The sequence below is a fragment of the Pseudomonas sp. NUPR-001 genome, assembly GCF_052147955.1.
In the GTDB taxonomy this organism is placed as follows: Bacteria; Pseudomonadota; Gammaproteobacteria; order Pseudomonadales; family Pseudomonadaceae; genus Aquipseudomonas.
On the sequence record NZ_CP197353.1, the window covers coordinates 1017906 to 1043524 of the forward strand.

The following is a 25619-nucleotide window of genomic DNA, read 5'->3' on the forward strand; positions in this document are numbered from 1 at the left end:
TGTTTAATCCAATCGGGTTCCGGCTCACACGACCATGAACAGCACAGCAATGAAGATGCTGGCCGCCGAGAAGGTCATGGTCCGGGAGGACCAGGTGTTGAACCATTGTTGAAAGCTGGCGAGATCGCGTTTGAGTGCAGTGGGCTGGCGGGTCCAGGACTGCTTGTCGAGGCGGAAGAACACGTAGATCTTCATGATCGCGCCGACGATCTGGTTGTAATAAAGAATCAGCGGGTAGGCCGGGCCGATGTTGTGCCCCGAGCACAGCAGCATCAGGGTCAGGATCAGGCGGGTGATGCCGATCCACAGCAGGTACACCAGCAAAAAGCCCAGGCCGAATTGCAGGCTGGCAATCACTGCCACGGTCAGGCCGAGCAGGCTGGTCCACATCGACACGCGCTGGTCGAACAACACCACGCTGGTGAACAAGCCCAGACGGCGGATACCCAGGCCCAGGGCCCGTGAGTTCTGCCGCAGGTTGTTGCCGTACCAGCGGTACATCAGCTTGCGGCTGGCTTTGATGAAGCTTTTTTCCGGCGGGTGCTCAACCGTGTTGATCGCTGCATCTGGCACGTAGAAGGTGTCGTAGCCCAGGCGCATGAGGCTGAACCAGCTGGACTTGTCGTCGCCGGTGAGGAATTTGAAGCGGCCCAGGCGCCAGTGCTGCAGCGAGTCGTTCTCGACGTCGGCAATGAACTCGGGGTTGGTCACCACTGCGGCGCGGAACACCGACATGCGCCCGGTCATGGTCAACACGCGCTTGGACAGGGCCATCGAGCACATGTTGATGTGGCGTTGGGCGAAGCGCAGCTTGTGCCACTCGCTCATGATGTAGCCGCCGCGCACTTCGCAGAATTCGTTGGTGGTCAGGCCGCCAACGTTGGCGAACAACTTGAACCACGGCACGGTCTTGCGCACCACACCTTCGCCCAGCACGGTGTCACCGTCGATCACGGCCACCACGGCGTTGTCGTCGGGCAGGTGACGGGAGATGGCGCGAAAACCGTAGGCCAGGCCGTCACGCTTGCCGGTGCCGGCGATCCGCACGAAATCCAGGGTGACGCGGTCGGGCGGATTGAATTTTTCCCAGAGACTCTTCACCAGCAGTTCGTCGGACATTTCCACCAGCGAACAGACCACGGTGGTTGGGTAACCGCAGGCAATCGCCTCGCGAATCACCGAGCTGTAGACCTGGGCAGTGGTCAGGGCGTCGATGCGAAAACTGGTGACCATCAGGTAAACGTGGGACGGATCGGCGGCGCTGCCCAGCTTGCGCACTTTGCGCCGCAGCATCGGGTAGACCACGTAGAGGAACACCATGCCGCGCACGAAGTGGGTGGCGCCCATCGAGTAACGCCAGATACCGACCGCACCGACGAGGAAAATGAAATCCTTCGAGTCGGGATCGAAAATGGAGTTGGGCAAGGCCAGGGCGATCAGCATGAGCAGGCTCACGTAGAACAGCCAACCGGCGACCTGTAGCAGGCCGTGCTTGAGCCTTTGCATGTTCTGCATCCGTATCCAGTGAAAAAGAGAAGGGGCAGGGCCCGAAGGCCCTGCGCCGCCTGCCGGGTTACCAGCAGATGCCTTCGGTGCGGGTGGCAGGCGAGCTGGTTTTGCTCATGAAGCCGACCAGGTCGATGACCTGCTTGCCTTCGGGGGCCTGCTGGGCAAGGGCGCGGAACTTCTCGTCGCGGTTACCCAGAATGATCACGTCGGCGTGGTGGATGACCTGGTCGAAGTCGGCATTGAGCAGCGACGAGACGTGGGGGATCTTCGACTCGATGTAGTCTTTGTTCGCCCCGTGAACGCGGGCGTACTCGACGTTGCTGTCGTAGATGTTCAGCTCGTAGCCTTTGCCGATCAGGCGCTCGGCCAGCTCTACCAGCGGGCTTTCGCGCAGGTCATCGGTACCGGCCTTGAAGCTCAGGCCGAGCAGGGCGACTTTGCGCTTGTCGTGGCTTTCGATGATGTCGAAGGCGTTTTGCACCTGCGATTCGTTGCTGGTCATCAGCGAGTTGAGCAGCGGTGCCTTCACGTCCAGGCTGCTGGCGCGGTAGGTCAGGGCGCGTACGTCTTTGGGCAGGCACGAGCCGCCGAAGGCAAAGCCCGGGCGCATGTAGTACTGCGACAGGTTCAGGGTTTTGTCCTGGCAGACCACATCCATCACTTCGCGGCCATCGACACCCACGGCTTTGGCAATGTTGCCGATCTCGTTGGCGAAGGTCACTTTCGCCGCGTGCCAGACGTTGCAGGTGTACTTGATCATCTCTGCCACTTCGATGGCCTTGCGGATGATCGGTGCGTCGAGTTCTTCGTACAGCGACTGCAGAACGTCGCCGCTGGCGGTGTCCAGTTCGCCGATAACGGTCATGGGCGGCTGGTCGTAATCTTTGATGGCGGTACTTTCGCGCAGGAACTCCGGGTTGACCGCAACACCGAAATCAACCCCGGCTTTTTTCCCCGAGCAGTCTTCCAGAATCGGGATCACCACATTTTTCACCGTGCCTGGCAGTACCGTGCTGCGTACCACGATGGTGTGGCGGCTGGACTTTTCGCGCAGCACATAGCCGATTTCGCGGCACACCGACTCGATGTATTCCAGGCCCAGGTCACCGTTCTTTTTGCTCGGCGTACCAACGCAGATCATCGACAGATCGCTGTCACGGATGGCTGCGGCAAAGTCGGTGGTGCCACGCAGGCGACCGGTGTTGATGCCTTGTTGCAACAGTGCTTCCAGCCCGGGTTCGACAATTGGCGACTTGCCCTGATTGATCAGGTCGATCTTGGTCTTGGAAACATCCACACCAATCACGTCATGACCCCGTGCGGACAGGCAACCGGCACAGACTGCACCTACATAACCCAAACCAAAGATGCTGATACGCATCGCTATCACCTCATGTGTTTATCATGCCGGCTCAACTAGCAGAGCCAGACCGGATTGATTAACCAGCAATTTACGGGCGAGCGGAGTTGTGGCAAAAAGATGTCACTTCACCGATCGCAGGCATATAAATAGGGAGTGCAAAGGTAATTCGCACTCAAAGTTGGCAGTCAATGGCCAAAGTTATGGACGTGCCCTGAAATGCAGCCGTCTTTATTGCAGCGCGGTATTCCGATACTGCAGTGCTTGCTCTTTCAAGTGGATTAAATCCTTTGAAATCAACCACTAGGACGAATTGTTAGGGCGCGGCTCTCCTGCTCTTGATTGAAAGTACGCTTGTCGACTTCCAAGTTTCAGTTGTTGTGCTGCACACAGGTTGTGCATCGCAACTGTTTTGTAAGTCATCTCTTACATACGGTGCGAGAATCGTTACGGGTGGTATGAGCGATGCGCGAGGGGATAAGTTCCGAACGCGGTTCGCTGAAGGTGAAAGATTTCTAAATATTTTTTCAAGTGCCATTACTTCCACTTTGATAGCACTTGTTGGTTTCGACCCTGTATATAAAGGGCGAACTCGGGGTGGGATGTTTTTGTGCCAGTACTGAAATTATTTTTCGAATTTTTTCAAAATAATTGCGCTTCGCCGGTGAGATTTTCTGCCGATTCATCGCTCGACTGAATGCTGGCGTTATGTGCATGGCCAAAATGTCCATGACGCTCCGAGACTGGACACCTAGGTGTTCGCGTCGCACGGCCTGGACTTATGGCGGGAGCAGGTCCGGCTCAAGCCCAGGGGTGCCCAGGTGTTTTTTGTCCGCATTCTGGTGTACGAAAAATCAATCTAACTCACTGATAAATAACATAAATAATTTTTGTGGCGAGTCGCGTGCGAAGGCCATTCCGGATTCGCCGCGAAGGCGCGAAATTCAAGGCACGAGCGTCGTACACTCGCGCTCGCACATTCATATTCTCGGACAAGCAAGCTGCCACGCAGACGCCCATTGGCTGAGGCGCGCGGCCGGTGCATGAGCGTGGAAATCGCCAGAAAAAAAACAACAGTGCAATACACCTACTCGTGAGGCTTCCATGTTGAAATTGGTGTTTCGAACCACTCCATCAATGATCATCGAGCAGGGTGCTTCAACCCGGCTCGCCAGCCACGTACGCGCGTTGGGCGGCACCTCGGTTCTGTTGGTAACCGATGCCGGGGTGATTGCTGCGCGGCTGCTGGATGCGGTGCTTGCCGGGCTGCAGGAGCAGGGGGTCAGTGTCACCGTGTTTTCCCAGGTGCAGGCCGACCCGCCGGAGTCGGTGATCGAGGCCGCAGTCAGTGCCGCCAAAGCCTGTGGCGCCGATTGTGTGGTGGGCCTCGGTGGCGGCAGTTCGCTGGATGCCGCCAAACTGGCGGCCCTGTTGGCGCGTAGTGGTGAATCCTTGAGCGAGGCCTATGGCATCAACAACGCCAAGGGCCCGCGCCTACCACTGATTCTGGTGCCGACCACGGCAGGCACCGGTTCGGAAGTGACGTCGGTGTCGGTGGTAACCACCGGCGCCGGAGAGAAGAACGTGGTGTATTCGCCGCTGTTGCTACCCGATCTGGCCGTGCTCGACGCCCAGCTCACGTTGGGCCTGCCACCGCACGTCACGGCGGCAACCGGTATCGATGCCATGGTGCATGCCATCGAGGCCTATACCACCAAGCACCTGAAGAACCCGATTTCCGACGGCCTGGCCAAGGAGGCACTGAGGTTGTTGTCGGGCAGCCTGTTCAAAGCCTGCCAGGACGGTAGCAACCTGCAAGCGCGCGAGGACATGCTGCTGGGCGCCTGCCTGGCGGGCATGGCCTTCGCCAACGCTCCGGTGGCGGCGGTGCATGCTCTGGCGTATCCATTGGGTGCTCGCTTTCATGTGCCACACGGGCTTTCCAATGCCTTGGTGCTGGGCCCAGTGATGCGCTTCAACCTTGAGGCGGTGGCACCGCTGTATGCGCAACTGGCCGATATCGTTCTGCCAGGCACTTTGGGTAGCGATACAGAAAAAGCCACGGCACTGGCCAGCTATCTTGGCAGCCTGGCCGGGGAACTGGGACTGGCAACCTGCTTGCGTGACCTGGGCATCGCCGAGTCCGACATCGAGGCACTGGCAGTTGATGCGATGAAGCAGCAGCGCTTGCTCAGCAGCAACCCCCGGGAACTTGGTCTGGCCGATGTGCGTGCGATCTACCGGGAGATCCTGTGAGCGGCTAACGCAATCGCCTTGAATGCCATGTGCCTTATGGTGAATACCAAGTAACTGCGGACCGCCACCGCCAGTTCAGCCTTGATGGCACGTTTTTTCCGATGACATTCGTAAAGACCGGGAGATGGCCGAGTTTTTGGTGTACCAGACCTGGAGGGTGCAACTGGTAAAAATGTCAGGTTACGTCTGCCCAGGGATGGAGTGAAATGAGCGCTCACATACGTATCTGAGGGCGTGACGATGGACCGTATTTCAGCATGGGAGCAAGTATTCCTTCCGCATTCAGGTGAGTTTAGCCTTGATAGTCCTGAGCTTTTGGCGGATGGCTATTACTATTCGACAGGGGTAGCGGAGCAGTGCCTCGCAGTCTGGAAACATCATCAGGACGGTTCGCCAGCAAGCGAATTCGGTACGCAGGGAAAGAGCGAAATTGCCTGGCCGGGGGAAGAGGGATTTTGGCCGGATATTGCGCTGATTGGCGAGCATTTGTACGGTGGTGCAGCCTTGCGAGGCAGTCAGAATTTCGTCCTTTACCGCTTGGACAGTACAACCGGAGCGCTGGATTTAAGCTTTGGCAATAAAGGCTTGAAGATCATTCCGTACCCCGACGAGCCTGGGGTGCCCTCAGATCAGTATCCTGACACTGAGAACGTCGCTGACTACAACCAGAAACCTGGCGCGGAACCGTTCAACGTTGAGCTGCAAGGCCGTGCACCGCAGGTACCAGACAACAAGTTCCGTCAGGCGGTGAACTCGGGGTTGGCCCAGTTCGACAGCAGTGGCGAGTTGGATCGTTCATACAATGAGGTAGGGATGCGGCGCTTCTTCGTCCGCAACGGCCGCTTGCATTTCACCCTCCGATTAGCTGCGCGTCATGACAATGGCCAACACGCGGGATTCTACTACGGTGGTATGTATCGCTATCTGGGTGATGATGTGCAAGCGTGGGTAGGGGCTGTTGATCAGTATGGCAGCGTGGTTACCGATTTCGCCGATAACGGTGTTTGGATTGTTTCTCGGTTACCTGGCTTGCCCGATATCGCTCACGTTTCCACTCATGCCATCCTGCAGACTCGCAACCACCTCTATTGCGGTGGAACCGTGGGTGATGATGCCTTTGTCCTGCGTCTGAACCTGGATGGCAGTGTCGACAGTACCTTCAACAATGGTAACGCGGTGCGTTTTGAGGGTGGATTTGACGAGGAGCGCACCCGTACCTTTGACCTGGCTGAGGACGGTGACGGTGTGCTGGTTGGATTGCGGCCACAAACACAAGCAAGCATGCTCCGTTGTCTGGTACGGCTCGATGGCGCAGGGCAGATTGACAGGCAGTTCGCACAAGAGGGCTATTTGATGTTCCCTGAAAACTGGCCTGTGGATAAGCTGCTGGTCAGAGAAATTGGCGGGCTCAGGACGTTGGAGATTTGCGCTCCAGGCTACATAGGGCGCTATACCCTCGCTCCCAATCGCTCGATGTAGCCGGTCCAGGGGCGCCGCCAGAGGTGTATTGAGCTTCTGGCGGCGAGGAACCAAGCCCGGGCCGTCAGGCGTCCGGATGATCGCGCAGGAATACCAGGTTGTCTGGCTTCGACTGCTCGGCACTGTAGTAGTAACCCTGCACATCGAACTGCTTGAGCTGTTCAGGGTCGTTGATGCGCTCCTGGATCACGAAGCGGCTCATCATGCCGCGGGCTTTCTTGGCGTAGAAGCTGATGATCTTGTACTGACCGTTTTTCCAGTCGCGGAACTCGGTGTTGATGATCCGCGCCTTGAGGGCGTTGCGCTTGACCGCACTGAAGTACTCGTTGCTGGCCAGGTTGAGCAGCACGTCGTCACCTTGTTCGGCCAGGGCCTGGTTCAGCCATTCGCTGATGCGCGTGCCCCAGAAGGCATACAGGTCTTTACCGCGGGCGTTGGCCAGCTTGGTGCCCATTTCCAGGCGGTACGGTTGCATCAGGTCGAGCGGGCGCAGCAGGCCGTACAGCCCCGAGAGCATGCGCAGGTGCTGCTGGGCGTAGCTGAAGTCGTCTTCGCTGAGGCTTTCGGCATCCAGACCGGTGTACACATCACCCTTGAACGCCAGCAGGGCTTGTTTGGCGTTGTCTGGGGTGAACGCCGGCGTCCAACTGCCAAAACGCGCGGCATTGAGGCCGGCGAGTTTATCGGACAAGTGCATCAGCTCGCTGATTTGCGCTGGCGACAGTTCGCGCAGTTGCACGATCAGTTCCTGGGAATCGTCCAAATACTGCGGCTGGGTGTAGCGCTGGGTTACCGGCGGGGTGTCGTAATCGAGGGTCTTGGCGGGGGAAATCACCGTCAGCATCGGTCGGGCTCCTGAAATCGTGAGCCCGATTCTACGGGGCGAGCGCGCGGATCTCCACCTATGAGCTCGATAGCCACAGACCATCCCGACGCTTGACGCTATAGTGCGCGGCGAGGAAACCGGAGAGTTCGACCGTGCGCATTGCTTTTCTACTACTGAGCGGCCTGTTGAGTGCAGCGGTGCACGCTGCACCTGTGGCGCCGACCACCTTCGATCGCGCCTACTGGCCCGAGCAACTCGAAAGCCCGACTTTGTTCGATGTCGCTTCGCGTGCCGAAATCCTGGGGTTTGCCCAGGCCCTGGAAGCCAGTGAAGCACTGGATGAACCGGCGCTGGCAGCGCGCCTGGGGCTCAAGCAGATCAACCTGGCTTCGATCAACCAGGTGCGCGAGCGTCTGTGGCAGCAGTTGTGGCGCAACTATGCGCTGGCGCAGCAAAGCTGCGAGCAGGATGCATCGTTCTGCTATGCCATCGACTCGCAAACCGAGCTGCGCCAGCAGGCGGCCAAATTCGAAGTGGCCAGCGACTCGTTCTACGCCGGTTGGGCCGAACCCAGCCGCGAATTTCACCAGCGCTACCTGAACGAATTGTTGCGAAAAGCGGCGCTGTTTCCGCAAAACGCCAGCGAAATTGCGCGTTACTCCGAGATCGAGCGCAACGGCGATGAACTCAATGACCGCCTGTTCATGCTGACTTTCGACGCCGGCCCGAGCCTGGGTACCGAAGCCTTGGCCGACTACCTGCGCCGGCAGAAACTCGCGGCGACCTTCTTTGTGCTGGGCAACAGCCTGCAAACCCGCCGCGACAAGACCTCCCTGACACAATTGCGCGCTCTCTACAAAGGCCAATGCGTTGGCACTCAAGGCTGGCAATACCGCTCCCATGGCCAATGGCAGGACTGGCAAAATTCGGTTATACGCAGCCAGGCGCAAGTGCAGGCAGATTTGCCCGAGCAATACGTGCCATTGTTCAGGCCGCCCTATGGCCAACGCCGCGCCGACAGCCAGGGTTTCTTTGCCAGCCAGGGGCTTGAAGTGGTGCTGTGGAACATTGATGCCCAGGACCTGAGCGCGCTGAGCGCCGAACAATCGGCGCAACGGGTATTGACCCTGATGCTGCTGTGGCGGCGTGGCGTAATTCAGTTCAACGATGCGCAACCGAAGGCTCAGGAAGCGCTCGCCTGGCTGCTCAAGCAAACGGCACAAAGCGGAATTGGCTGGGAAGACTGTCGACACTACGCCGCGCGGGGCTGAAAACTCGCCGCTAAAAACGTGCAGCTGATTTATGACTGTAGCGGTGCTTAGACCCTGCGCCAAGCGCAAAATGCCCTGTCGAAAAATAAACTTCAAAAATACGTAAAAGTGCTTTTTTCGGTCATGGGTTTTGCGGTATCAAGAAGACAGACCGCCGAACCCTGCAGCACAGGTGGCGTCATTGGGCACCCATTCTGTGAGGGCTGCTTCCCACCCGTAACGACGCGGACACGGGAAGTACCGGCGGCCACTTCACGGCGCAACACCGTTCAGGTTTTGCGTTGTATGGCTTCCACAAAGGTGACCGAGTATGGATGATCAAGGACGCACCAATTCCTCCAACCAGCCAATCCTTTATGTGCTCGATACCAATGTACTGATTCACGATCCCAACGCCTTGCTCAATTTCGAGGAGCACCACGTCGCTATCCCGATGACGGTGCTGGAGGAGCTCGACAAACTCAAGACCGGCAAGCAGACCATCGCCGCTGAATGCCGCCAGGCCATCCGCCTGATCGACCAGACACTGGGCGATGCCACACCCGCTGACGTCGAGCAGGGCGTGCCGATCCAGCGTGGCAAGAGCGGGCCCAAGGGCTTTCTGTCTATCCTGATGACCGCGCGCAACGAACCGAACCGTCTGCTGCCGGAAACCCTCAACGACAACATCATCATCAACCAGTTGCTGGAACTGCGCAGTCGGCGCAAAGACCTCGACGTGGTGCTGGTGACCAAAGACATCAACATGCGCCTCAAGGCCCGCGCGTGTGGGATCGCGGCCGAGGACTACAGCACCGACCAACTGGTTGACGACGTGTCCCTGCTGTCCAAGGGCTATCACAGCGTTACCGGCTCGTTCTGGGACCGCGTCAGCAAGGTCGAGACCCGCCAGGAGCGTGGCCGTACCTGGCACCGGGTGCAGATGACCGACAACCTGCCAGCGGTGCACATCAACGAGTTCATCATCGATGAGCAGGGCTTTGTCGGCTGGATCAAAGGCATCCGCGAAGACGAACTGCTGCTGCTCGACCTGCACCAGGAACCGCTGCTGCATCAGGAAGCCTGGGGCCTGAAACCGCGTGATATCCATCAAAGCCTGGCGTTGTTCGCGCTGCTCGACCCGGACATTCACCTGGTCAACCTGACCGGCGCGGCCGGTTCCGGCAAAACCATCCTGGCCCTGGCGGCGGCGATCGAACAGACCATGGTCAGCAAGCGTTACCGGCGCATCATCGCCACCCGTAGCGTGCAGGGGCTGGATCAGGAGATCGGCTTCCTGCCCGGTACCGAAGCCGAGAAAATGGAGCCTTGGCTCGGCGCGATCACCGACAACCTCGAAGCACTGCACATGGATGATGAAAGCACCCACGGCAGTGTCGACTACATCCTTGAGCGGGTACCGCTGCAATTCAAATCGCTGAACTACATTCGCGGTCGCAGCTTCCAGCAAAGCCTGATCCTGATCGACGAATGCCAGAACCTTACGCCGCACCAGATGAAAACCATCATCACCCGTGCCGGTACCGGTTCGAAAGTGATCTGCCTGGGTAACCTGGCACAGATCGACACCCCTTACCTGTCCGCCACCAGCTCGGGCCTGACCTACCTGACCGAGCGCTTCAAGGACTTCCCTAACGGCGTGCACATCACCCTGCAGGGTGTGCCGCGTTCGATTCTGGCCGAATACGCCGAATCGCATCTGTAACCCTTCATCACCGGGCGGCCAGGCCGCCCGGCTTTTTTCGCTGCGAATTCCTGACTCCTGGGTTTACACTCAGCATTCCTGAACAGGAGGAAGGCTGTGCTGACTCATCTCGATTCCCAAGGTCGGGCCAATATGGTCGACGTCACCGAAAAAGCCATGACCTCGCGTGAGGCTGTGGCCGAAGCGCGGGTGCGCATGCTCCCGCAAACCCTGCAAATGATTGTCGATGGTGAGCATCCCAAGGGCGACGTGTTCGCGGTTGCGCGCATTGCCGGTATTCAAGCGGCGAAGAAGACCAGTGACCTGATCCCGTTGTGCCACCCGCTGATGCTGACCAGCGTTAAAGTCGAACTCAGCGCTGAAGGCACCGACACCGTTCACATCGTTGCGCGCTGCAAGCTGGCCGGGCAGACCGGTGTGGAAATGGAAGCCCTGGCCGCTGCCAGCGTGGCGGCGTTGACGATCTATGACATGTGCAAGGCGGTTGACCGCGGCATGGTCATCGACAGTGTACGGGTGCTGGAAAAGCTCGGCGGCAAGAGCGGCCATTACCAGGCGGACGCTGCGCAATGAAGGTTCAGGTGATGTACTTCGCGCGGTACCGGGAGGTGCTGGGCTGCGACGGGGAGACCCTCGAAGGTGAGTTTGCCACCCTCGACGCAGTGCGCCGGGCATTGCTGGAGCAAGGCGAGCGTTATGCGGTACTGGCTGAGCAAAACCTGATGTGCGCGCGCAATGAGGAGTTGTGCAAGCCTGAAGAGCCGGTCAGTGACGGCGACGTAGTGGCGTTCTTCCCGCCCGTGACCGGAGGTTGAGATGAGTGTTCGAGTGCAGACCACCGCGTTTGATCCGGGCGCTGAGGTCAACGCCATGCACGCCGCCAACGTCGGTGTTGGCGCGGTGGTCGGTTTTGTCGGCTATGTGCGCGACTTCAATGATGGCCGGGAAGTGGCGGGCATGTTCCTTGAGCATTACCCGGGCATGACCGAAAAAGCCTTGGCCAAGATTGTGCTTGAAGCCGAGCAGCGCTGGCCGCTGCTCAAGGTCGAGGTGCTGCACCGCATCGGCGCCCTCGAACCGGGCGAGCCGATTGTGTTTGTCGGCGTCGCCAGTGCCCATCGCCAGGCAGCGTTCGATGCCTGCAACTTCATCATGGATTATCTCAAGACCCGTGCACCGTTCTGGAAGAAAGAACAGACCGCTGACGGCCCGCGTTGGGTCGAAGGCAAGCAGAGCGACGAGGATGCTGCAGGACGCTGGTAGCTAGACACATCGTATCGCGGGGCAAGCCCGCTCCCACCGAGTAGGAGCGGGCTTGCCCCGCGATACAGGCCCACCGACACACCAGTGCTTGAGTTTTTGTACAACAAAGTCCAGTATGGAATTATAAGTACAAAATAATTCCAGGCGGACGCGTGCCTGCCCCCTTTTCTCTGTCTTGCAACACACCTCCAATAACGAGCGAGAGAGACCCAGCATGAAGAAGTTCACCCTGATCAGTGGTCTGGCCCTGAGCCTGTTGACCAGCAGTCTGTTCGCTGCCGAAGACACATTGCGCATTGGCATTGAAGCGGCCTACCCACCCTTCGCTTCGAAAAACGACAAAGGTGAGATCGTCGGCTTCGACTACGACATTGGTAACGCCTTGTGCGCGCAGATGCAGGTCAAGTGTGTGTGGAACGAGGTGGAGTTCGACGGCCTGATTCCTTCGCTGAAGGTGAAGAAAATCGACGCCGCGCTGTCGTCGATGACCATCACCGACGAGCGCAAGAAGTCGGTCGATTTCACCCACAAGTACTACTTCACCTCATCGCGCCTGGTGATGAAGAAAGGTGCGCAGGTCGATGACCAGTACGCCAGCCTCAAGGGCAAGTCGGTAGGGGTGCAGCGCGCGACCACCACCGATCGCTACGCCACCGAGGTGCTGGAGCCCAAGGGCATCACCATCAAGCGCTACAGCAATAACGAAGAAATCTACATGGACCTGGCATCCGGACGGGTCGATGCGATTTTCGCCGACACCATTCCCCTGGATGATTTCCTGTCGATGCCACGCGGCGCTGATTACGCCTTTGTCGGCCCGGAGCTCAAAGACCCGAAATACGTCGGTGAAGGCGCCGGGATCGCCGTGCGCAAGGGCAACGAGGTGCTGGTGAGCAAACTCAACAAAGCCATCGACGACCTGCGCGCCAACGGTGAGTACCAGAAAATCCAGGCCAAGTACTTCAAGTCGGACATCTACGGCGACTGATCGCCAGCCTCAAGGCCTGAAGCTTTTCAGGCCTTGAGTTCCTTCAGGTGTTTGTACACCGTCGCACGTCCCATCCCCAACACATTGGCCACGTAGTTGGCGCTGCTCTTGCCCTTGAAGGCGCCTTCGGCGTGCAAGGCCAGCACCAGCTCGCGCTTGTGATCACGGGTCAGCAGATTGAGGCTCAACTGGCGCTGGCGTAACCAGGCGTTGAGGAAGGTATTGATCCGTTCCTGCCAGTCGTCGCGAAACAGCGCATCGGGCTGGGGAATCAGCTTGCTCGGTGACAGGAACAAGTCCAGCGCCGCTTTGGCGTTTTCAAACAGGGTGATGTTCAGGTTGATGCACAGCACCGCCTGCGGGGTGCCGGCCGCATTGCGCAATACTGTGCTCAGCGAACGGATTTTCTGCCCGTCCCAGTTGAGCTTTTCATAAGGACCGATGTTGGTTTCCTCGCTGCCGGTCTCGAGCATGTCTTCCAGTGCAGCGTCATCACCGACCTGGCGTTTGGACAGGTTATTGGCGATGTAGTCGATCTTCTGGCTGCGCAAATCGTGCAGCACCACCTCGGCATGGGGGAAGAACAGCGTGGCGATGGCATCGGCAATGGCCCGGTAATTATCCAGGGCAGGGTCGGGGCGGGGTGTCGACATTCGGGCAGGCTCCAAGCGGTGTCAGCGCCCTTGGCACAAGGGCGCTGCGAGTGTGCCGTAATCGCTGCGGCGCGTCACCTTTGCAGGCGTTGCGGTGACAGGATCCGGGCGTCCAGGCCAAAGCCCTTGAGAGCCTCGGGCAGGTCTTCGCCGCGAACCAGCGCGGCGCTGGCCTGACCCATTGCCGGTGAGGTCTGGATGCCGTAGCCACCTTGCGCCGCGACCCAGAACAGCCCGGGCACCTGCGCATCGAACCCGGCGACCAGATCGCCATCGCTGACGAAGCTGCGCAGGCCGGCCCAGGTGCGGGTAGGGCGGCGAATGCTCAGGGTGGTGGCTTCTTCGATCTGGTAGATGCCCATGGCAATGTCCAGCTCTTCAGCCTGCACGTCATGCGCGTCGACCGGGTCGGCATTGGCTGGCGAGCCGAGCAACATGCCGGCGTCGGGCTTCATGTAGAACGACTCGTCGAGGCTGACCAGCATTGGCCAGGCATGCGTGTCGATGCCTTCCGGCGCGGCGAAGATGAACGCCGCGCGGCGTTTGGGCTGCAGGCCAAGGGGCTGAGCCCCGGCCATCACCCCGAGCTGGTCGGCCCAGGCGCCAGCGGCGTTGATCAGCACCGGGGCGCTGAACAGGCCACGGCTGGTCTGCACCTGCCACAAGCCATCGCTGCCGCGGCTCAGTTGCTGAACTTCACAGTCGCTGTGCACTTCGCCCTGCTGGCGGCGGATACCGCGCAGGTAGCCCTGGTGCAGGGCATCGGTGTCGATGTCACTGGCGCTCGGGTCGTAGAGGGCGCCGTGGACTTTGTCGCGACGCAGTACCGGCACGCGCGCGCAGGCCTGGTCGGCGCTGAGCAGTTCGACTTCGGGCACGCACGCCTTGGCACTTTCATACTGGCGTAGCAGTTCTTGCGGGTCGCCAGTGAGGTCGACGGTCATTTCACCGCGCGGGCTGAGCAAGGGGTGTTCGGCAAAGCCTGCCGGTGGATGATCGAAGAACGCGCGGCTGGCCAGGGTCAGTGCGCGCACTTGTGGTGTGCCGTAGGCGGCGGTGTACAGCGCTGCCGAGCGACCGGTGGAGTGGTAGCCCGGTTGCGACTCGCGTTCGAGCACAATCACCCGGCCGTGGCTGGCCAGCCAGTAGCCGGTGGAAGCGCCAGCGATACCGGCGCCGATGATGATGAAGTCAGCCTGTTGCATGAAGCTCTCCTCAGTCGGCACGCGGCAAACGGTACAGGGCGTTGGCCAGGGCGATGTCTTCCAGGCCCAGGCCGATGGAGCGGAAGAAGGCGTGGCGCTGGTAAGTCGGGAGCGGCGCCTGATTGCTCAGGACCTCTGGCAGATCACCGACGATGGCCTCTGCCTGCCAGCCGTGCTGTTCGGCGGCAATGCGCATCTCGCCTGCGCTGCCAGGGGTGGTAACCCGGTAGTCACAGTACACATCCATGGTGGCAAGGCTGGCGGGCGGCACTTCATGGGCGCGCACGGCATTGGTGCTGATAGAGGTGATCAGGGCGGGTTTGCTCAAGGTAGCCGGGTCGATGACCGGGGTGGCCGACGAGGTACACAGCATGATCACGTCGGCATCGGCTACCGCTTGTTCGAGGCTGTCGCTGAGCACCAGGCGTGGGTCGAGGTCGGTCAGTGCCTGGCGCTGTTCGGCACGTTGCTCGGCCAGGCTCGGGGAGTACAGGCGGATGTCCTGCCAGGCGCGCAGGCCGCGCACATAGTGCAGGTGCGCGCGGGCAATCGGGCCGCTGCCAATCAGGGTAAGGCGCCGGGCGCCGCTGGCTGCGAGGGCGTCGACCGCAACGGCGGTGGTCGCGGCGGTACGCGCGGTGGTCAGTTCACCGGCGTCGCACAGCAGCAGGGGCTGGCCGCTGTCCATGGACATCAGCAAGGTCCAGGCAGTCACCAGCGCGCCTTGTTCGCGGACGATGTAGGGCGAGGTTTTGACCCCGTATACCCGCTGTTGCGCCAGCACACCGCCGTAATTGATGAAATCGCCCTGGCCCGCCGGGAACTCCACCAGTTGCTGGGGCGGTTGTACCGCTTGCCCGGCCGCCAGGTCACGGAACAGGGTACGCAGGATCTGCGGGACATCCACTTGCGTCAGCAGGTGGCGGGCGTGCTGTTGATCGATGACGAGAGGCGCGGACATACGAGACTCCAAATAAACTATTTTGTCTATTATGGACTCTTTGTATATTTGAGCAATATCCGGCTGTACAAAAGCATCGCGGGGCAAGCCCGCTCCCACAGAGATGATCCTGTAGGAGCGGGCTTGCCCCGCGATTACTGAAGCAAAAATCAGTGATGCTTGCGCGGTACCGGCTTGAGCAACTCGGTCGGCGGCATTTCGCAGCTGATCTTGCGGCCCAGCAGTTCTTCGATCGCTGGCAACTGGTAGGAGTCATCCTCACCGGCAAAGCTGATCGACACGCCGCTGGTGCCAGCACGCCCGGTACGGCCGATACGGTGTACGTAGTCGTCCGGATCTTCCGGCAGGGTGAAGTTGATGACATGGCTGATGCCATCAATGTGGATGCCACGCCCGGCCACGTCGGTAGCCACCAGCACGGTAATGCGGCCTTCGCGGAAGTTTTCCAGGGTCTTGATGCGCTTGTGCTGGGGCACGTCGCCCGACAACTGGGCGGCATTGACGCCATCACGCACCAGACGTTCTTCGATGCGCCGCACTTCATCCTTGCGGTTGGCGAAGACCATCACCCGTTCCCACTTGTTCTCGGTTACCAGGTTGTACAGCAGCTTGTACTTGTCGCTGCCAGCCACGGCATAGACGTGCTGTTCGACCGTTTCGCTGGCGACGTTTTCCGGTTCGATCTCGACGATCGCCGGGTTGGTGGTCCACTGCTTGGCCAGGTTCATCACGTCTTCGGTGAAGGTGGCCGAGAACAGCAGGGTTTGCCGTTCGCTCTTCGGTGGGGTCTGGCGGATGATCTGGCGTACCTGCGGGATGAAGCCCATGTCGAGCATGCGGTCGGCTTCGTCGAGCACCAGCACCTCGACCATGTCCAGGTGTGCTTCACCACGCTGGTTGAAGTCGAGTAGACGGCCAGGGGTGGCCACCAGGATGTCGCAGTGGCGGGCTTCAAGCGCCTTGAGCTGCTTGTCGAAGTCCATGCCGCCGACGAAGGTCATCACGTTCAGACCGGTGTACTTGGTCAGCGCCGCAGCGTCTTTGGCGATCTGCACCACCAGCTCGCGGGTCGGGGCGATGATCAGCGCCCGTGGCTCGCCCATGTAGCGCTCTTTCGGCGGTGGGGTCTGCTGCAGCTGGCTAATGATCGAAATCAGGAAGGCCGCGGTTTTACCGGTACCGGTCTGGGCCCGGCCAATGGCGTCCTGGCCACGCAGGGTATAACCCAGCACTTGCGCCTGAATCGGCGTGCAATAAGGAAAGCCCAGGTCGTGGATCGCATGCATCAGCTCGGGCGAGAGCTTGAAGTCATGGAAACGGGTCTTGCCTTCTTGTGGCTCGACCACGAAGTCTTCCAGCTTCCAGGTGGAGGCTGCAGGTTTTGGTTTGCGTGCGCGGCGAGGCTTGGGCTCGGCAGGCTTTTCGCTGCGTGCCGGTGCGCTGGCTTTAGCCTCGGTATTGAGCGGGGCGGCCGGGGCAGGGGCCTGGGGCGCTGCGGGTGGCTGCTCTACGGGGGCAGCGGCTTCGACGGCGAGTTGCTCAACCTCGCTCTTGCCGAACATTTTTTTGAGTGCTTTGAGCACGGTCATCTCATCAATTGGTTAAGGAATGTACGCCGGCCAGTGTAATGCAAGAATCGGGCGCGGCGTAGTGGATTGCATGGGCAACTACCGACCTGTGCGTTTTTAGCGCAGACGGCTGCTCAGCCAGTCAGCAATATCCTGTACTTCGTGTGGCAGTACCTCATGCTCCATCGGGTACTCCTTCCACTCGGCGTCGACCCCCCAGTGCTTGAGGTGTTCGTAGGCGCTGCGGCCCATCGCTGGCACCACTACCGGGTCGTGCACGCCGTGCAGGCACAGGGCCGGCGTACGTTGCTGGCACGCGCTCAGTTCGCGCTCCTGGGCAAAGGTGGGGGCATAGGTCGACAGGGCGATCACGCCACCCAGCGCTTCTTGCCACTTTATATAAGCCGTGTGCAGCACCACCGCGCCGCCCTGGGAGAAGCCAGCGAGGATGATGCGGGCCAGGTCGATGCCTTTGGCCTGTTCGGCCTTGATCAAGGCGATCACCTGATCAGCCGACGCCTGCAGTTGCTCTTCGTCGATGGCCCGGGCCGGGGTCATGGCTTTGATGTCGTACCAGCTGGGCATCTCGTAGCCGCCGTTGATGGTCACCGGGCGGGTCGGGGCCTGAGGCATGACGAAACGGGTGCTCAGCAGCACTTCCTGCAAGGCCTCGGCCACCGGCAGGAAGTCGTAACGATCAGCGCCCAGGCCGTGCAACCAGATCACACAGGCATCTGCAGTTTTTTGTGGTTCAAGAATCAGCGGGTTTGGCATGACTGCTCCGAAAGTGTGCGCGCGCTCTTGTTTGCGTGCATGAAATGAAGGCGCGTTGAGTAAATCCGGGAAGAACCTGTCGCAACGGTGCAAGTTTTCCTATTGACGTTAACTGAAACGCTTTAGCCGCTCAGTGTGGTACGCGCTTTGCTATGAAACTCCTGATGCGAGGTTACACGTTTTGGACGGTAACACCCGTTAGCGGTCCCCAAGGCTGTCACAGAACAGCGCATTGCGCCAATTGACCCAAAAACAAGCCAACACGGGTCGGATGCGCCTCATAAGGGTGCGGTGCAATCCCGGCTCACACAACAAGAGCAAAACTGGAGGTTTGAATGAAGATGTTGAAATCCACCTTGGCAGTGGTTACCGCTGCAACCGTGCTGGGTATCAGCGGTATGGCACAGGCAGGTGCAACCCTGGATGCGGTGCAGAAGAAAGGCTTCGTTCAGTGTGGCGTGAGTGACGGTTTGCCGGGTTTCTCGGTACCTGATGCCAAAGGCACCATCGTCGGTATCGACGCCGACGTCTGTCGCGCCGTGGCCGCTGCGGTATTCGGTGACGCCACCAAGGTCAAATTCAGCCAGCTCAACGCCAAGGAACGTTTCACTGCGTTGCAGTCGGGCGAAGTCGATGTGCTTTCGCGTAACACTACCTGGACCAGCTCCCGCGATGCAGGCATGGGCCTGGTGTTTGCCGGTGTTACCTATTACGACGGCATCGGTTTTCTGGTTAACAAAAAGCTGGGCGTTTCCAGCGCCAAAGAGCTGGACGGTGCAACCATCTGCATCCAGGCCGGTACCACTACCGAACTCAACGTCTCTGACTACTTCCGCGCCAATGGCCTGAAATACACCCCGATCACCTTCGACACCTCCGACGAAAGCGCCAAGTCGCTGGAGTCCGGCCGTTGCGACGTGCTGACGTCCGACAAGTCGCAGCTTTACGCACAGCGCTCCAAGCTGGCCGCGCCGACTGACTACGTGGTACTGCCGGAAACAATCTCCAAGGAGCCACTGGGCCCGGTAGTGCGCAAAGGCGATGAAGAGTGGTTCAGCATCGTCAAATGGACCCTGTTCGCCATGCTCAACGCCGAGGAAATGGGCGTCACCTCGAAAAACGTCGAAGCTGAAGCCAAGTCCACCAAGAACCCTGACGTCGCGCGCATGCTCGGCGCCGACGGTGAATACGGCAAAGACCTGAAACTGCCTAAGGACTGGGTCGTGCAGATCGTCAAGCAGGTCGGCAACTACGGCGAAGTGTTCGAGAAGAACCTGGGCAAGGCAACCCCACTGCAAATCGACCGCGGTCTGAACGCCCTGTGGAACAACGGCGGCATTCAGTACGCGCCACCGGTGCGCTGATGGCTGCGGCCAGCGACGGTTTTGGCCGTCGCTGGCTGTTCGGTTCCCTTTCTTTCGGGGCATTACATGCAAAATCAAATCGGCGCACCCAAGGGGCTCTCCTTCAGCGATCCACGTGTGCGTGCCTGGCTGTTCCAGATTCTCACCGTGGTCGCGGTGGTGGGGCTGGGCTGGTACCTGTTCCACAACACCCAGACCAACCTGCAGCACCGGGGCATCACTTCAGGCTTCGACTTTCTTGAGCGCAGTGCCGGCTTCGGCATCGCTCAGCACCTGATCCCCTATACCGAGCAAGACAGCTATGCCCGGGTATTTGTCATCGGCTTGCTCAATACCCTGCTGGTGACCTTTATCGGCATCGTGCTGGCCACCCTGCTGGGGTTCATCATCGGCGTCGCCCGCTTGTCACCGAACTGGATGATCAACAAGCTGGCCACCGTGTATGTCGAGACGTTCCGTAACATTCCACCGCTACTGCAGATTCTGTTCTGGTACTTCGCGGTGTTCCTGACCCTGCCGGGACCGCGGGGTAGCATCAACATCAACGACGCTTTCTTTATCAGCAACCGGGGCCTGAACATGCCCGGTGCTTCCATGGCCGACGGATTCTGGCCATTCGTTGTCAGCCTGGTGCTGGCCATCATCGCCATCGTGGTAATGGTGCGCCTGGCCAACCGCCGTTTCGAAGCCACCGGCGAGCCGTTCCACAAGTTCTGGGTTGGCCTGTTCCTGTTCTTGGGTATTCCTGCGCTCAGCGTGTTGCTGGCAGGCAGCCCGGTGCACTGGGAGATGCCGCAACTCAAGGGCTTCAACTTCGTTGGCGGCTGGGTGTTGATCCCCGAACTGTTGGCCTTGACCCTGGCGCTGACCATCTACACCGCAGCGTTCATTGCCGAGATCGTGCGCTCGGGGATTCGTTCGGTCAGCCATGGCCAGACCGAAGCCGCCCGTTCGCTGGGGCTGCGTGAAGGCCCGACGCTGCGCAAGGTCATCATTCCCCAGGCATTGCGAGTGATCATTCCACCGTTGACCAGCCAATACCTGAACCTGGCGAAGAACTCTTCGCTGGCGGCCGGTATCGGTTATCCGGAAATGGTCTCGCTGTTCGCCGGGACCGTGCTCAACCAGACCGGTCAGGCCATCGAGGTTATCGCCATCACCATGAGCGTCTACCTGGCCATCAGCATCAGCATTTCCTTGTTGATGAACTGGTACAACAAGCGCATTGCGCTGATCGAGCGGTGAGGACACGCGCATGACTACCCATGTTTTCAAACCTGATATGCCGCCACCGGTGAAAACCGTCGGCGTGCTGGCCTGGATGCGCGCCAACCTGTTCTCCAGCTGGCTCAACACCCTGCTTACCCTGTTTGCGCTGTACCTGGTGTGGCTGATCGTGCCGCCACTGCTGCAGTGGTCGATTTTCGACGCCAACTGGGTTGGCACCACCCGTGCCGACTGCACCAAGGAAGGCGCCTGCTGGGTGTTCATTCAGCAGCGTTTTGGCCAGTTCATGTACGGCTACTACCCAAGCGAACTGCGCTGGCGCGTTGACTTGACCGTGTGGCTGGCAGTGATTGGCGCGGCGCCGTTGTTCATCAAGCGCTTCCCACGCAAGGCGATCTACGGCCTGTGCTTTCTGGTGCTGTACCCGCTCATCGCCTTCACCCTGCTGCATGGCGGTTACCTGGGCCTGAGCACGGTACCGACCAACCAGTGGGGCGGCCTGATGCTGACCCTGGTGATTGCCACAGTCGGCATCGTCGGTGCCTTGCCGCTGGGCATTCTCCTGGCGCTGGGGCGGCGTTCGAACATGCCGGCGGTGAAGGTGGTGTGTGTGACCTTCATCGAGTTCTGGCGTGGCGTGCCGTTGATCACTGTGTTGTTCATGTCGTCGGTGATGCTGCCGCTGTTCCTGCCTGAAGGCATGAGCTTCGACAAGCTGTTGCGGGCGATGATCGGGGTCATCCTGTTCCAGTCGGCGTACATCGCTGAAGTGGTGCGGGGCGGTCTGCAGGCCATTCCCAAGGGCCAGTACGAAGCGGCTGCGGCCATGGGCCTTGGCTATTGGCGTGCGATGGGCCTGGTGATTCTGCCGCAAGCCCTGAAGCTGGTGATTCCCGGCATCGTCAACACCTTCATTGCCCTGTTCAAAGACACCAGCCTGGTCATCATCATCGGTTTGTTCGACCTGCTCAACAGCGTCAAACAGGCAGCTGCCGACCCTACCTGGCTGGGCATGGCAACCGAGGGCTATGTGTTCGCCGCCCTGGTTTTCTGGATTTTCTGTTTCGGTATGTCCCGCTACTCCATGCATCTGGAGCGCAAGCTGGACACAGGCCACAAGCGTTAGGAGTGTTCCCATGAGTGAAGCGATCAAACAGCCTGTGAGCCCTGAAGGCATTATTCAGATGCAGGGTGTGAACAAGTGGTACGGTCAGTTCCACGTATTGAAAGACATCAACCTCAATGTTCGCCAAGGCGAGCGTATCGTGCTGTGCGGGCCGTCGGGTTCGGGCAAGTCCACCACCATCCGCTGCCTCAACCGCTTGGAAGAGCACCAGCAGGGTCGCATTGTGGTCGATGGTGTGGAGCTGACCAACGACCTCAAGCAGATTGAAGCGATCCGTCGTGAAGTCGGCATGGTGTTCCAGCATTTCAACCTGTTCCCGCACCTGACCATCTTGCAGAACTGCACCCTGGCGCCGATGTGGGTGCGCAAGATGCCCAAGCGCAAAGCCGAAGAAATCGCCATGCATTACCTGGAGCGGGTGCGGATTCCTGAGCAGGCCAACAAGTACCCGGGGCAGCTGTCCGGTGGTCAGCAGCAGCGGGTGGCGATTGCCCGTGCGCTGTGCATGAAGCCGAAGATCATGCTGTTCGACGAACCGACCTCGGCGCTTGACCCGGAGATGGTCAAGGAAGTGCTCGATACCATGGTCAGCCTGGCTGAAGACGGCATGACCATGCTCTGCGTGACCCACGAAATGGGCTTTGCCCGGACCGTGGCGAACCGGGTGATCTTCATGGACAAAGGGGAGATTGTGGAGCAGGCAGCGCCGGACGACTTCTTCGACCGGCCGCAGAATGAGCGGACCAAGTTGTTCCTGAGCCAGATCCTGCATTGATGCTCGGCCTGTAGGGGCGGCGGTGCGGCGACCCGACTTGCCCCGCGATTGCGATCTATCTTCGACATCGCATCGCGGGGCAAGCCCGCTCCCACAGGGTTAGTCTTCTTGGGCCACTGGTGCAGGCGCCGGCGGTGGGCGCAGGCCGATTTCGGCGGTCAGCTTCAATTCCTTGCCATTGCGGATGACTTCAATCGCCACTTTGTCGTTGGGTTTGATCCGCGCCACCTGGTTCATCGAGCGACGGCCATCACCGGCCGGTTCACCGTTGATGCTCAGAATCACATCACCCAACTGCAGCCCCGCCTTTTGCGCCGGACCGTCGCGGAAAATACCCGCCACGACAATTCCCGGGCGCCCTTGCATACCGAACGACTCCGCCAGTTCCTGGCTCAGTGGCTGCACTTCGATGCCCAGCCAGCCGCGAATCACCTGACCGTGTTCGATAATCGACTTCATCACCTCCAGTGCCAGCTTGGTTGGAATGGCAAAGCCGATTCCTTGCGAACCCCCGGACTTGGAGAAGATCGCAGTGTTGATGCCGGTGAGGTTACCGTTGGCATCGACCAGCGCACCGCCGGAGTTGCCGGGGTTGATCGCCGCGTCGGTCTGGATGAAGTCTTCGTAGTTGTTTAGGCCAAGCTGGTTTCGGCCGGTGGCGCTGATGATACCCATGGTGACGGTCTGGCCGACGCCAAAGGGGTTGCCGATGGCCAGGGCGACATCGCCGATGTGAATGTTGTCGGAGCGGCCGATGGTGATCGATGGCAGGTTTTTCAGATCGATCTTCAGGACTGCCAGGTCGGTTTCCGGGTCGCTACCAATGACCCGCGCCAGGGTTTCACGGCCATCTTTAAGCGCCACGACGATCTGGTCGGCACCGGCGGTCACGTGGTTGTTGGTCAGCAGATAGCCTTCCGGGCTCATGATCACCGCCGAACCCAGGCTCGATTCCCAACGGCGCTGCTTGGGCAGGTTGTCACCGAAGAAGCGGCGGAACTGTGGGTCTTCGAACAGCGGGTGGGTGGTTTTGTTGACCACCTTGGTGGTGTACAGGTTGGCCACCGCGGGTGCCGCTTTGCTCACCGCGTCGGCATACGACACCGGGCCTTGCATGATGCGCTTGGTCTGCGGCGCCTGCTGCAGGTTGACGTCCTGGCTGGGCAGGCCGACCCATTGCGGAAAACGCTGGATGATCAGCAGGGCGATCAGCACGCCAACCAACAGCGGCCAGCCAAAGTAACGCAAAGCCTTGAACATTGAACGAATCCTGGGTGTGGGCAGAGGGCCGCCAATCTGCGTGGGAGCGAGCGCGCGCGATCATACTGCGCCCAAAGCGGCGCACAAACAGTTAAATCGTAACGCGAGCTGTGAATACAGCGTGCAGGCCCCCAAGCAGCCGCCATCGGTTTCCCCAAACCCGGCGACGGCCCATAATGACGCTCATTATACGGGGCCTTGCGCCGCGCTGAACTGCTGATTTGAGGAGTCTTTTCATGGCTGTTGCCCTGAGCACCCTGGTTGAGGAAGCTGAACGTTACCTTGGCAGCGCAAAAATCCAGGATTACTGCCCCAATGGCCTGCAGGTCGAGGGCCGGCCGCAGGTCACCCGCATCGTCAGCGGCGTGACCGCCAGCCAGGCACTGCTCGACGCGGCCGTCGAAGCCGATGCCGACCTGATCCTGGTGCATCACGGTTATTTCTGGAAAGGCGAAAACCCGTGCATCACCGGGATGAAGCAACGCCGCCTGAAAACCCTGCTAAAGCATGACGTCAGCCTGCTGGCCTACCACTTGCCGCTGGACCTGCACCCCGAAGTCGGCAACAACGTACAACTGGCCCGTCAGCTGGACATCACCGTAGAAGGCCCGCTGGACCCGGACAACCCGCGGGTGGTCGGCCTGGTTGGCTCGTTGGCCGAGCCGATGTCGGCGCGCGATTTTGCCCGCAAGGTGCAAGAGGCCATGGGCCGTGAGCCGTTGCTGATCGAAGGCGAGCAGATCATTCGCCGGGTCGGCTGGTGCACCGGCGGCGGGCAGGGCTACATCGACCAGGCGATTGCCGCTGGCGTCGATCTGTTCCTCAGCGGTGAAGCCTCCGAGCAAACCTTCCACAGCGCACGGGAAAACGGCATCAGTTTCATTGCGGCCGGTCACCACGCTACCGAGCGTTATGGCGTGCAGGCGTTGGGTGATTATCTGGCGCGGCGCTTCGCCCTGGAGCACCTGTTCATCGACTGTCCGAACCCGATCTGAGGCTAAAACGGCAGGGCATATTCTTATACTGTTTCGTTCTAGTTGGGCGCCTAAATAGAATCGAGTGCTGTGATACAGTGGTCCGCTCGAACACGGCCCGCTGGCCGTCCATAAGATCGTATTTCCGTGAGTAGCCATGGTCGACAAACTGACGCATTTGAAACAGTTGGAGGCGGAGAGCATCCACATCATTCGTGAGGTGGCCGCCGAGTTCGATAACCCGGTGATGCTGTACTCGATCGGCAAGGATTCGGCCGTGATGCTGCACCTGGCGCGCAAAGCCTTCTTCCCGGGCAAACTGCCGTTTCCGGTGATGCACGTCGACACCCAGTGGAAATTCCAGGAGATGTACCGCTTCCGCGACAAGATGGTCGAGGAAATGGGCCTGGAGCTGATCACTCACGTGAACCCGGACGGCGTCGCCCAGGGCATCAACCCGTTCACCCACGGTAGCGCCAAGCACACCGACATCATGAAGACCGAGGGCCTCAAGCAGGCGCTCGACAAGCACGGCTTCGATGCCGCCTTCGGTGGTGCGCGTCGTGACGAAGAGAAGTCGCGTGCCAAAGAGCGCGTGTACTCGTTCCGCGACAGCAAACACCGCTGGGACCCGAAGAACCAGCGTCCGGAGCTGTGGAACGTCTACAACGGCAAGGTCAACAAGGGCGAATCGATTCGCGTGTTCCCGCTGTCGAACTGGACCGAGCTGGACATCTGGCAGTACATCTACCTGGAAGGTATCCCGATCGTACCGCTGTACTTCGCCGCTGAACGCGAAGTGATCGAGAAGAACGGCACCCTGATCATGATCGATGACGAGCGCATCCTCGAGCACCTCTCGGATGAAGAAAAAGCCCGTATCGTCAAAAAGAAAGTGCGCTTCCGCACCCTTGGCTGCTACCCGTTGACGGGTGCGGTGGAGTCTGAGGCCGAAACCCTCACTGACATCATCCAGGAAATGCTCCTGACCCGCACTTCCGAGCGTCAGGGCCGAGTCATCGACCACGATGGCGCAGGCTCGATGGAAGACAAAAAACGTCAAGGCTATTTCTAA

The 25619-nt window shown here is 59.8% G+C and carries 23 protein-coding genes; 14 read left to right on the forward strand and 9 right to left on the reverse strand.

Features of this window, described 5'->3' with window-relative positions; genetic code table 11:
* Positions 1-24 precede the first annotated feature (24 nt).
* A complete protein-coding gene (alg8, locus tag ACP6KB_RS04770; RefSeq protein WP_442112283.1) occupies positions 25-1515 on the reverse strand; it encodes a mannuronan synthase in 1491 nt (496 codons plus the stop codon).
* A gap of 58 nt (positions 1516-1573) precedes the next feature.
* On the reverse strand, positions 1574-2890 hold the full coding sequence (locus ACP6KB_RS04775; RefSeq protein ID WP_442112284.1) for a nucleotide sugar dehydrogenase: 1317 nt from the start codon (positions 2888-2890) through the stop codon (positions 1574-1576).
* Positions 2891-3973: 1083 nt separating this feature from the next.
* Here ACP6KB_RS04775 and ACP6KB_RS04780 point away from each other — a divergent pair.
* Together ACP6KB_RS04780 and ACP6KB_RS04785 are read left to right on the forward strand one after the other, a co-directional pair.
* Positions 3974-5125: an iron-containing alcohol dehydrogenase gene (locus ACP6KB_RS04780; RefSeq protein ID WP_442112285.1), complete on the forward strand. Its 1152-nt coding sequence runs from the start codon at positions 3974-3976 to the stop codon at positions 5123-5125.
* 240 nt (positions 5126-5365) lie between these two features.
* On the forward strand, positions 5366-6604 hold the full coding sequence (locus tag ACP6KB_RS04785) for a hypothetical protein (RefSeq protein WP_442112286.1): 1239 nt from the start codon (positions 5366-5368) through the stop codon (positions 6602-6604).
* A 64-nt stretch (positions 6605-6668) separates the two neighbouring features.
* Here ACP6KB_RS04785 and yaaA read toward each other — a convergent pair whose 3' ends face one another.
* On the reverse strand, positions 6669-7448 hold the full coding sequence (gene yaaA / locus ACP6KB_RS04790) for a peroxide stress protein YaaA (RefSeq protein WP_442112287.1): 780 nt from the start codon (positions 7446-7448) through the stop codon (positions 6669-6671).
* A 134-nt stretch (positions 7449-7582) separates the two neighbouring features.
* On the opposite strand from yaaA, the gene ACP6KB_RS04795 reads away from it, so the two are divergent.
* From ACP6KB_RS04795 to ACP6KB_RS04820, 6 genes are all read left to right on the forward strand, one after another.
* Positions 7583-8701 (forward strand): polysaccharide deacetylase family protein, encoded by a 1119-nt coding sequence (locus ACP6KB_RS04795; RefSeq protein WP_442112288.1) that lies wholly within the window; start codon positions 7583-7585, stop codon positions 8699-8701.
* 310 nt (positions 8702-9011) lie between these two features.
* Positions 9012-10406: a PhoH family protein gene (locus tag ACP6KB_RS04800; protein ID WP_442112289.1), complete on the forward strand. Its 1395-nt coding sequence runs from the start codon at positions 9012-9014 to the stop codon at positions 10404-10406.
* Between the two features lie 96 nt (positions 10407-10502).
* Entirely contained in the window at positions 10503-10979 is a 477-nt protein-coding gene (gene moaC, locus ACP6KB_RS04805) for a cyclic pyranopterin monophosphate synthase MoaC (RefSeq protein ID WP_442112290.1), read from the forward strand.
* Entirely contained in the window at positions 10976-11221 is a 246-nt protein-coding gene (locus ACP6KB_RS04810; protein WP_442112291.1) for a MoaD/ThiS family protein, read from the forward strand. The genes moaC and ACP6KB_RS04810 overlap by 4 nt, the downstream gene beginning before the upstream one ends.
* A gap of 1 nt (position 11222) precedes the next feature.
* Positions 11223-11669, forward strand: coding sequence for a molybdopterin synthase catalytic subunit MoaE (moaE, locus tag ACP6KB_RS04815; protein WP_442112292.1), 447 nt, complete (start codon positions 11223-11225; stop codon positions 11667-11669).
* A 214-nt stretch (positions 11670-11883) separates the two neighbouring features.
* A complete protein-coding gene (locus tag ACP6KB_RS04820; protein WP_442112293.1) occupies positions 11884-12657 on the forward strand; it encodes an ABC transporter substrate-binding protein in 774 nt (257 codons plus the stop codon).
* A 26-nt stretch (positions 12658-12683) separates the two neighbouring features.
* Here the strand turns inward: ACP6KB_RS04820 and ACP6KB_RS04825 are convergent, their stop codons facing one another.
* From ACP6KB_RS04825 to ACP6KB_RS04845, 5 genes are all read right to left on the reverse strand, one after another.
* A complete protein-coding gene (locus tag ACP6KB_RS04825) occupies positions 12684-13310 on the reverse strand; it encodes a helix-turn-helix transcriptional regulator (protein WP_442112294.1) in 627 nt (208 codons plus the stop codon).
* 74 nt (positions 13311-13384) lie between these two features.
* Complete coding sequence (locus tag ACP6KB_RS04830; RefSeq protein WP_442112295.1) at positions 13385-14515, reverse strand: NAD(P)/FAD-dependent oxidoreductase; 1131 nt, start codon at positions 14513-14515, stop codon at positions 13385-13387.
* A gap of 10 nt (positions 14516-14525) precedes the next feature.
* A complete protein-coding gene (locus tag ACP6KB_RS04835; RefSeq protein WP_442112296.1) occupies positions 14526-15476 on the reverse strand; it encodes an ornithine cyclodeaminase family protein in 951 nt (316 codons plus the stop codon).
* Between the two features lie 149 nt (positions 15477-15625).
* Positions 15626-17059: an ATP-dependent RNA helicase RhlB gene (rhlB, locus tag ACP6KB_RS04840; protein ID WP_442112297.1), complete on the reverse strand. Its 1434-nt coding sequence runs from the start codon at positions 17057-17059 to the stop codon at positions 15626-15628.
* Positions 17060-17161: 102 nt separating this feature from the next.
* On the reverse strand, positions 17162-17818 hold the full coding sequence (locus ACP6KB_RS04845; protein ID WP_442112298.1) for an alpha/beta hydrolase: 657 nt from the start codon (positions 17816-17818) through the stop codon (positions 17162-17164).
* Positions 17819-18153: 335 nt separating this feature from the next.
* Here ACP6KB_RS04845 and ACP6KB_RS04850 point away from each other — a divergent pair, with 335 nt between their 5' ends.
* From ACP6KB_RS04850 to ACP6KB_RS04865, 4 genes are all read left to right on the forward strand, one after another.
* Complete coding sequence (locus tag ACP6KB_RS04850) at positions 18154-19182, forward strand: amino acid ABC transporter substrate-binding protein (protein ID WP_442112299.1); 1029 nt, start codon at positions 18154-18156, stop codon at positions 19180-19182.
* A gap of 66 nt (positions 19183-19248) precedes the next feature.
* Positions 19249-20427, forward strand: a complete 1179-nt coding sequence (locus ACP6KB_RS04855; RefSeq protein WP_442112300.1) for an amino acid ABC transporter permease — start codon at positions 19249-19251, stop codon at positions 20425-20427.
* Between the two features lie 10 nt (positions 20428-20437).
* On the forward strand, positions 20438-21535 hold the full coding sequence (locus ACP6KB_RS04860; protein ID WP_442112301.1) for an amino acid ABC transporter permease: 1098 nt from the start codon (positions 20438-20440) through the stop codon (positions 21533-21535).
* A gap of 10 nt (positions 21536-21545) precedes the next feature.
* Positions 21546-22310 (forward strand): amino acid ABC transporter ATP-binding protein, encoded by a 765-nt coding sequence (locus ACP6KB_RS04865; protein ID WP_274295875.1) that lies wholly within the window; start codon positions 21546-21548, stop codon positions 22308-22310.
* A gap of 99 nt (positions 22311-22409) precedes the next feature.
* Here the strand turns inward: ACP6KB_RS04865 and algW are convergent, their stop codons facing one another.
* Positions 22410-23570 (reverse strand): Do family serine endopeptidase AlgW, encoded by a 1161-nt coding sequence (algW, locus tag ACP6KB_RS04870; RefSeq protein ID WP_442112302.1) that lies wholly within the window; start codon positions 23568-23570, stop codon positions 22410-22412.
* A gap of 236 nt (positions 23571-23806) precedes the next feature.
* Here algW and ACP6KB_RS04875 point away from each other — a divergent pair, with 236 nt between their 5' ends.
* Both ACP6KB_RS04875 and cysD read left to right on the forward strand, forming a co-directional pair.
* Positions 23807-24565 carry a Nif3-like dinuclear metal center hexameric protein gene (locus ACP6KB_RS04875; RefSeq protein ID WP_442112303.1) on the forward strand — a complete coding sequence of 253 codons (759 nt, stop codon included), beginning with the start codon at positions 23807-23809 and terminating at the stop codon, positions 24563-24565.
* A 136-nt stretch (positions 24566-24701) separates the two neighbouring features.
* The gene (gene cysD / locus ACP6KB_RS04880; protein ID WP_133209497.1) at positions 24702-25619 is read left to right on the forward strand and encodes a sulfate adenylyltransferase subunit CysD; all 918 of its coding nucleotides are present in this window, start codon (positions 24702-24704) and stop codon (positions 25617-25619) included.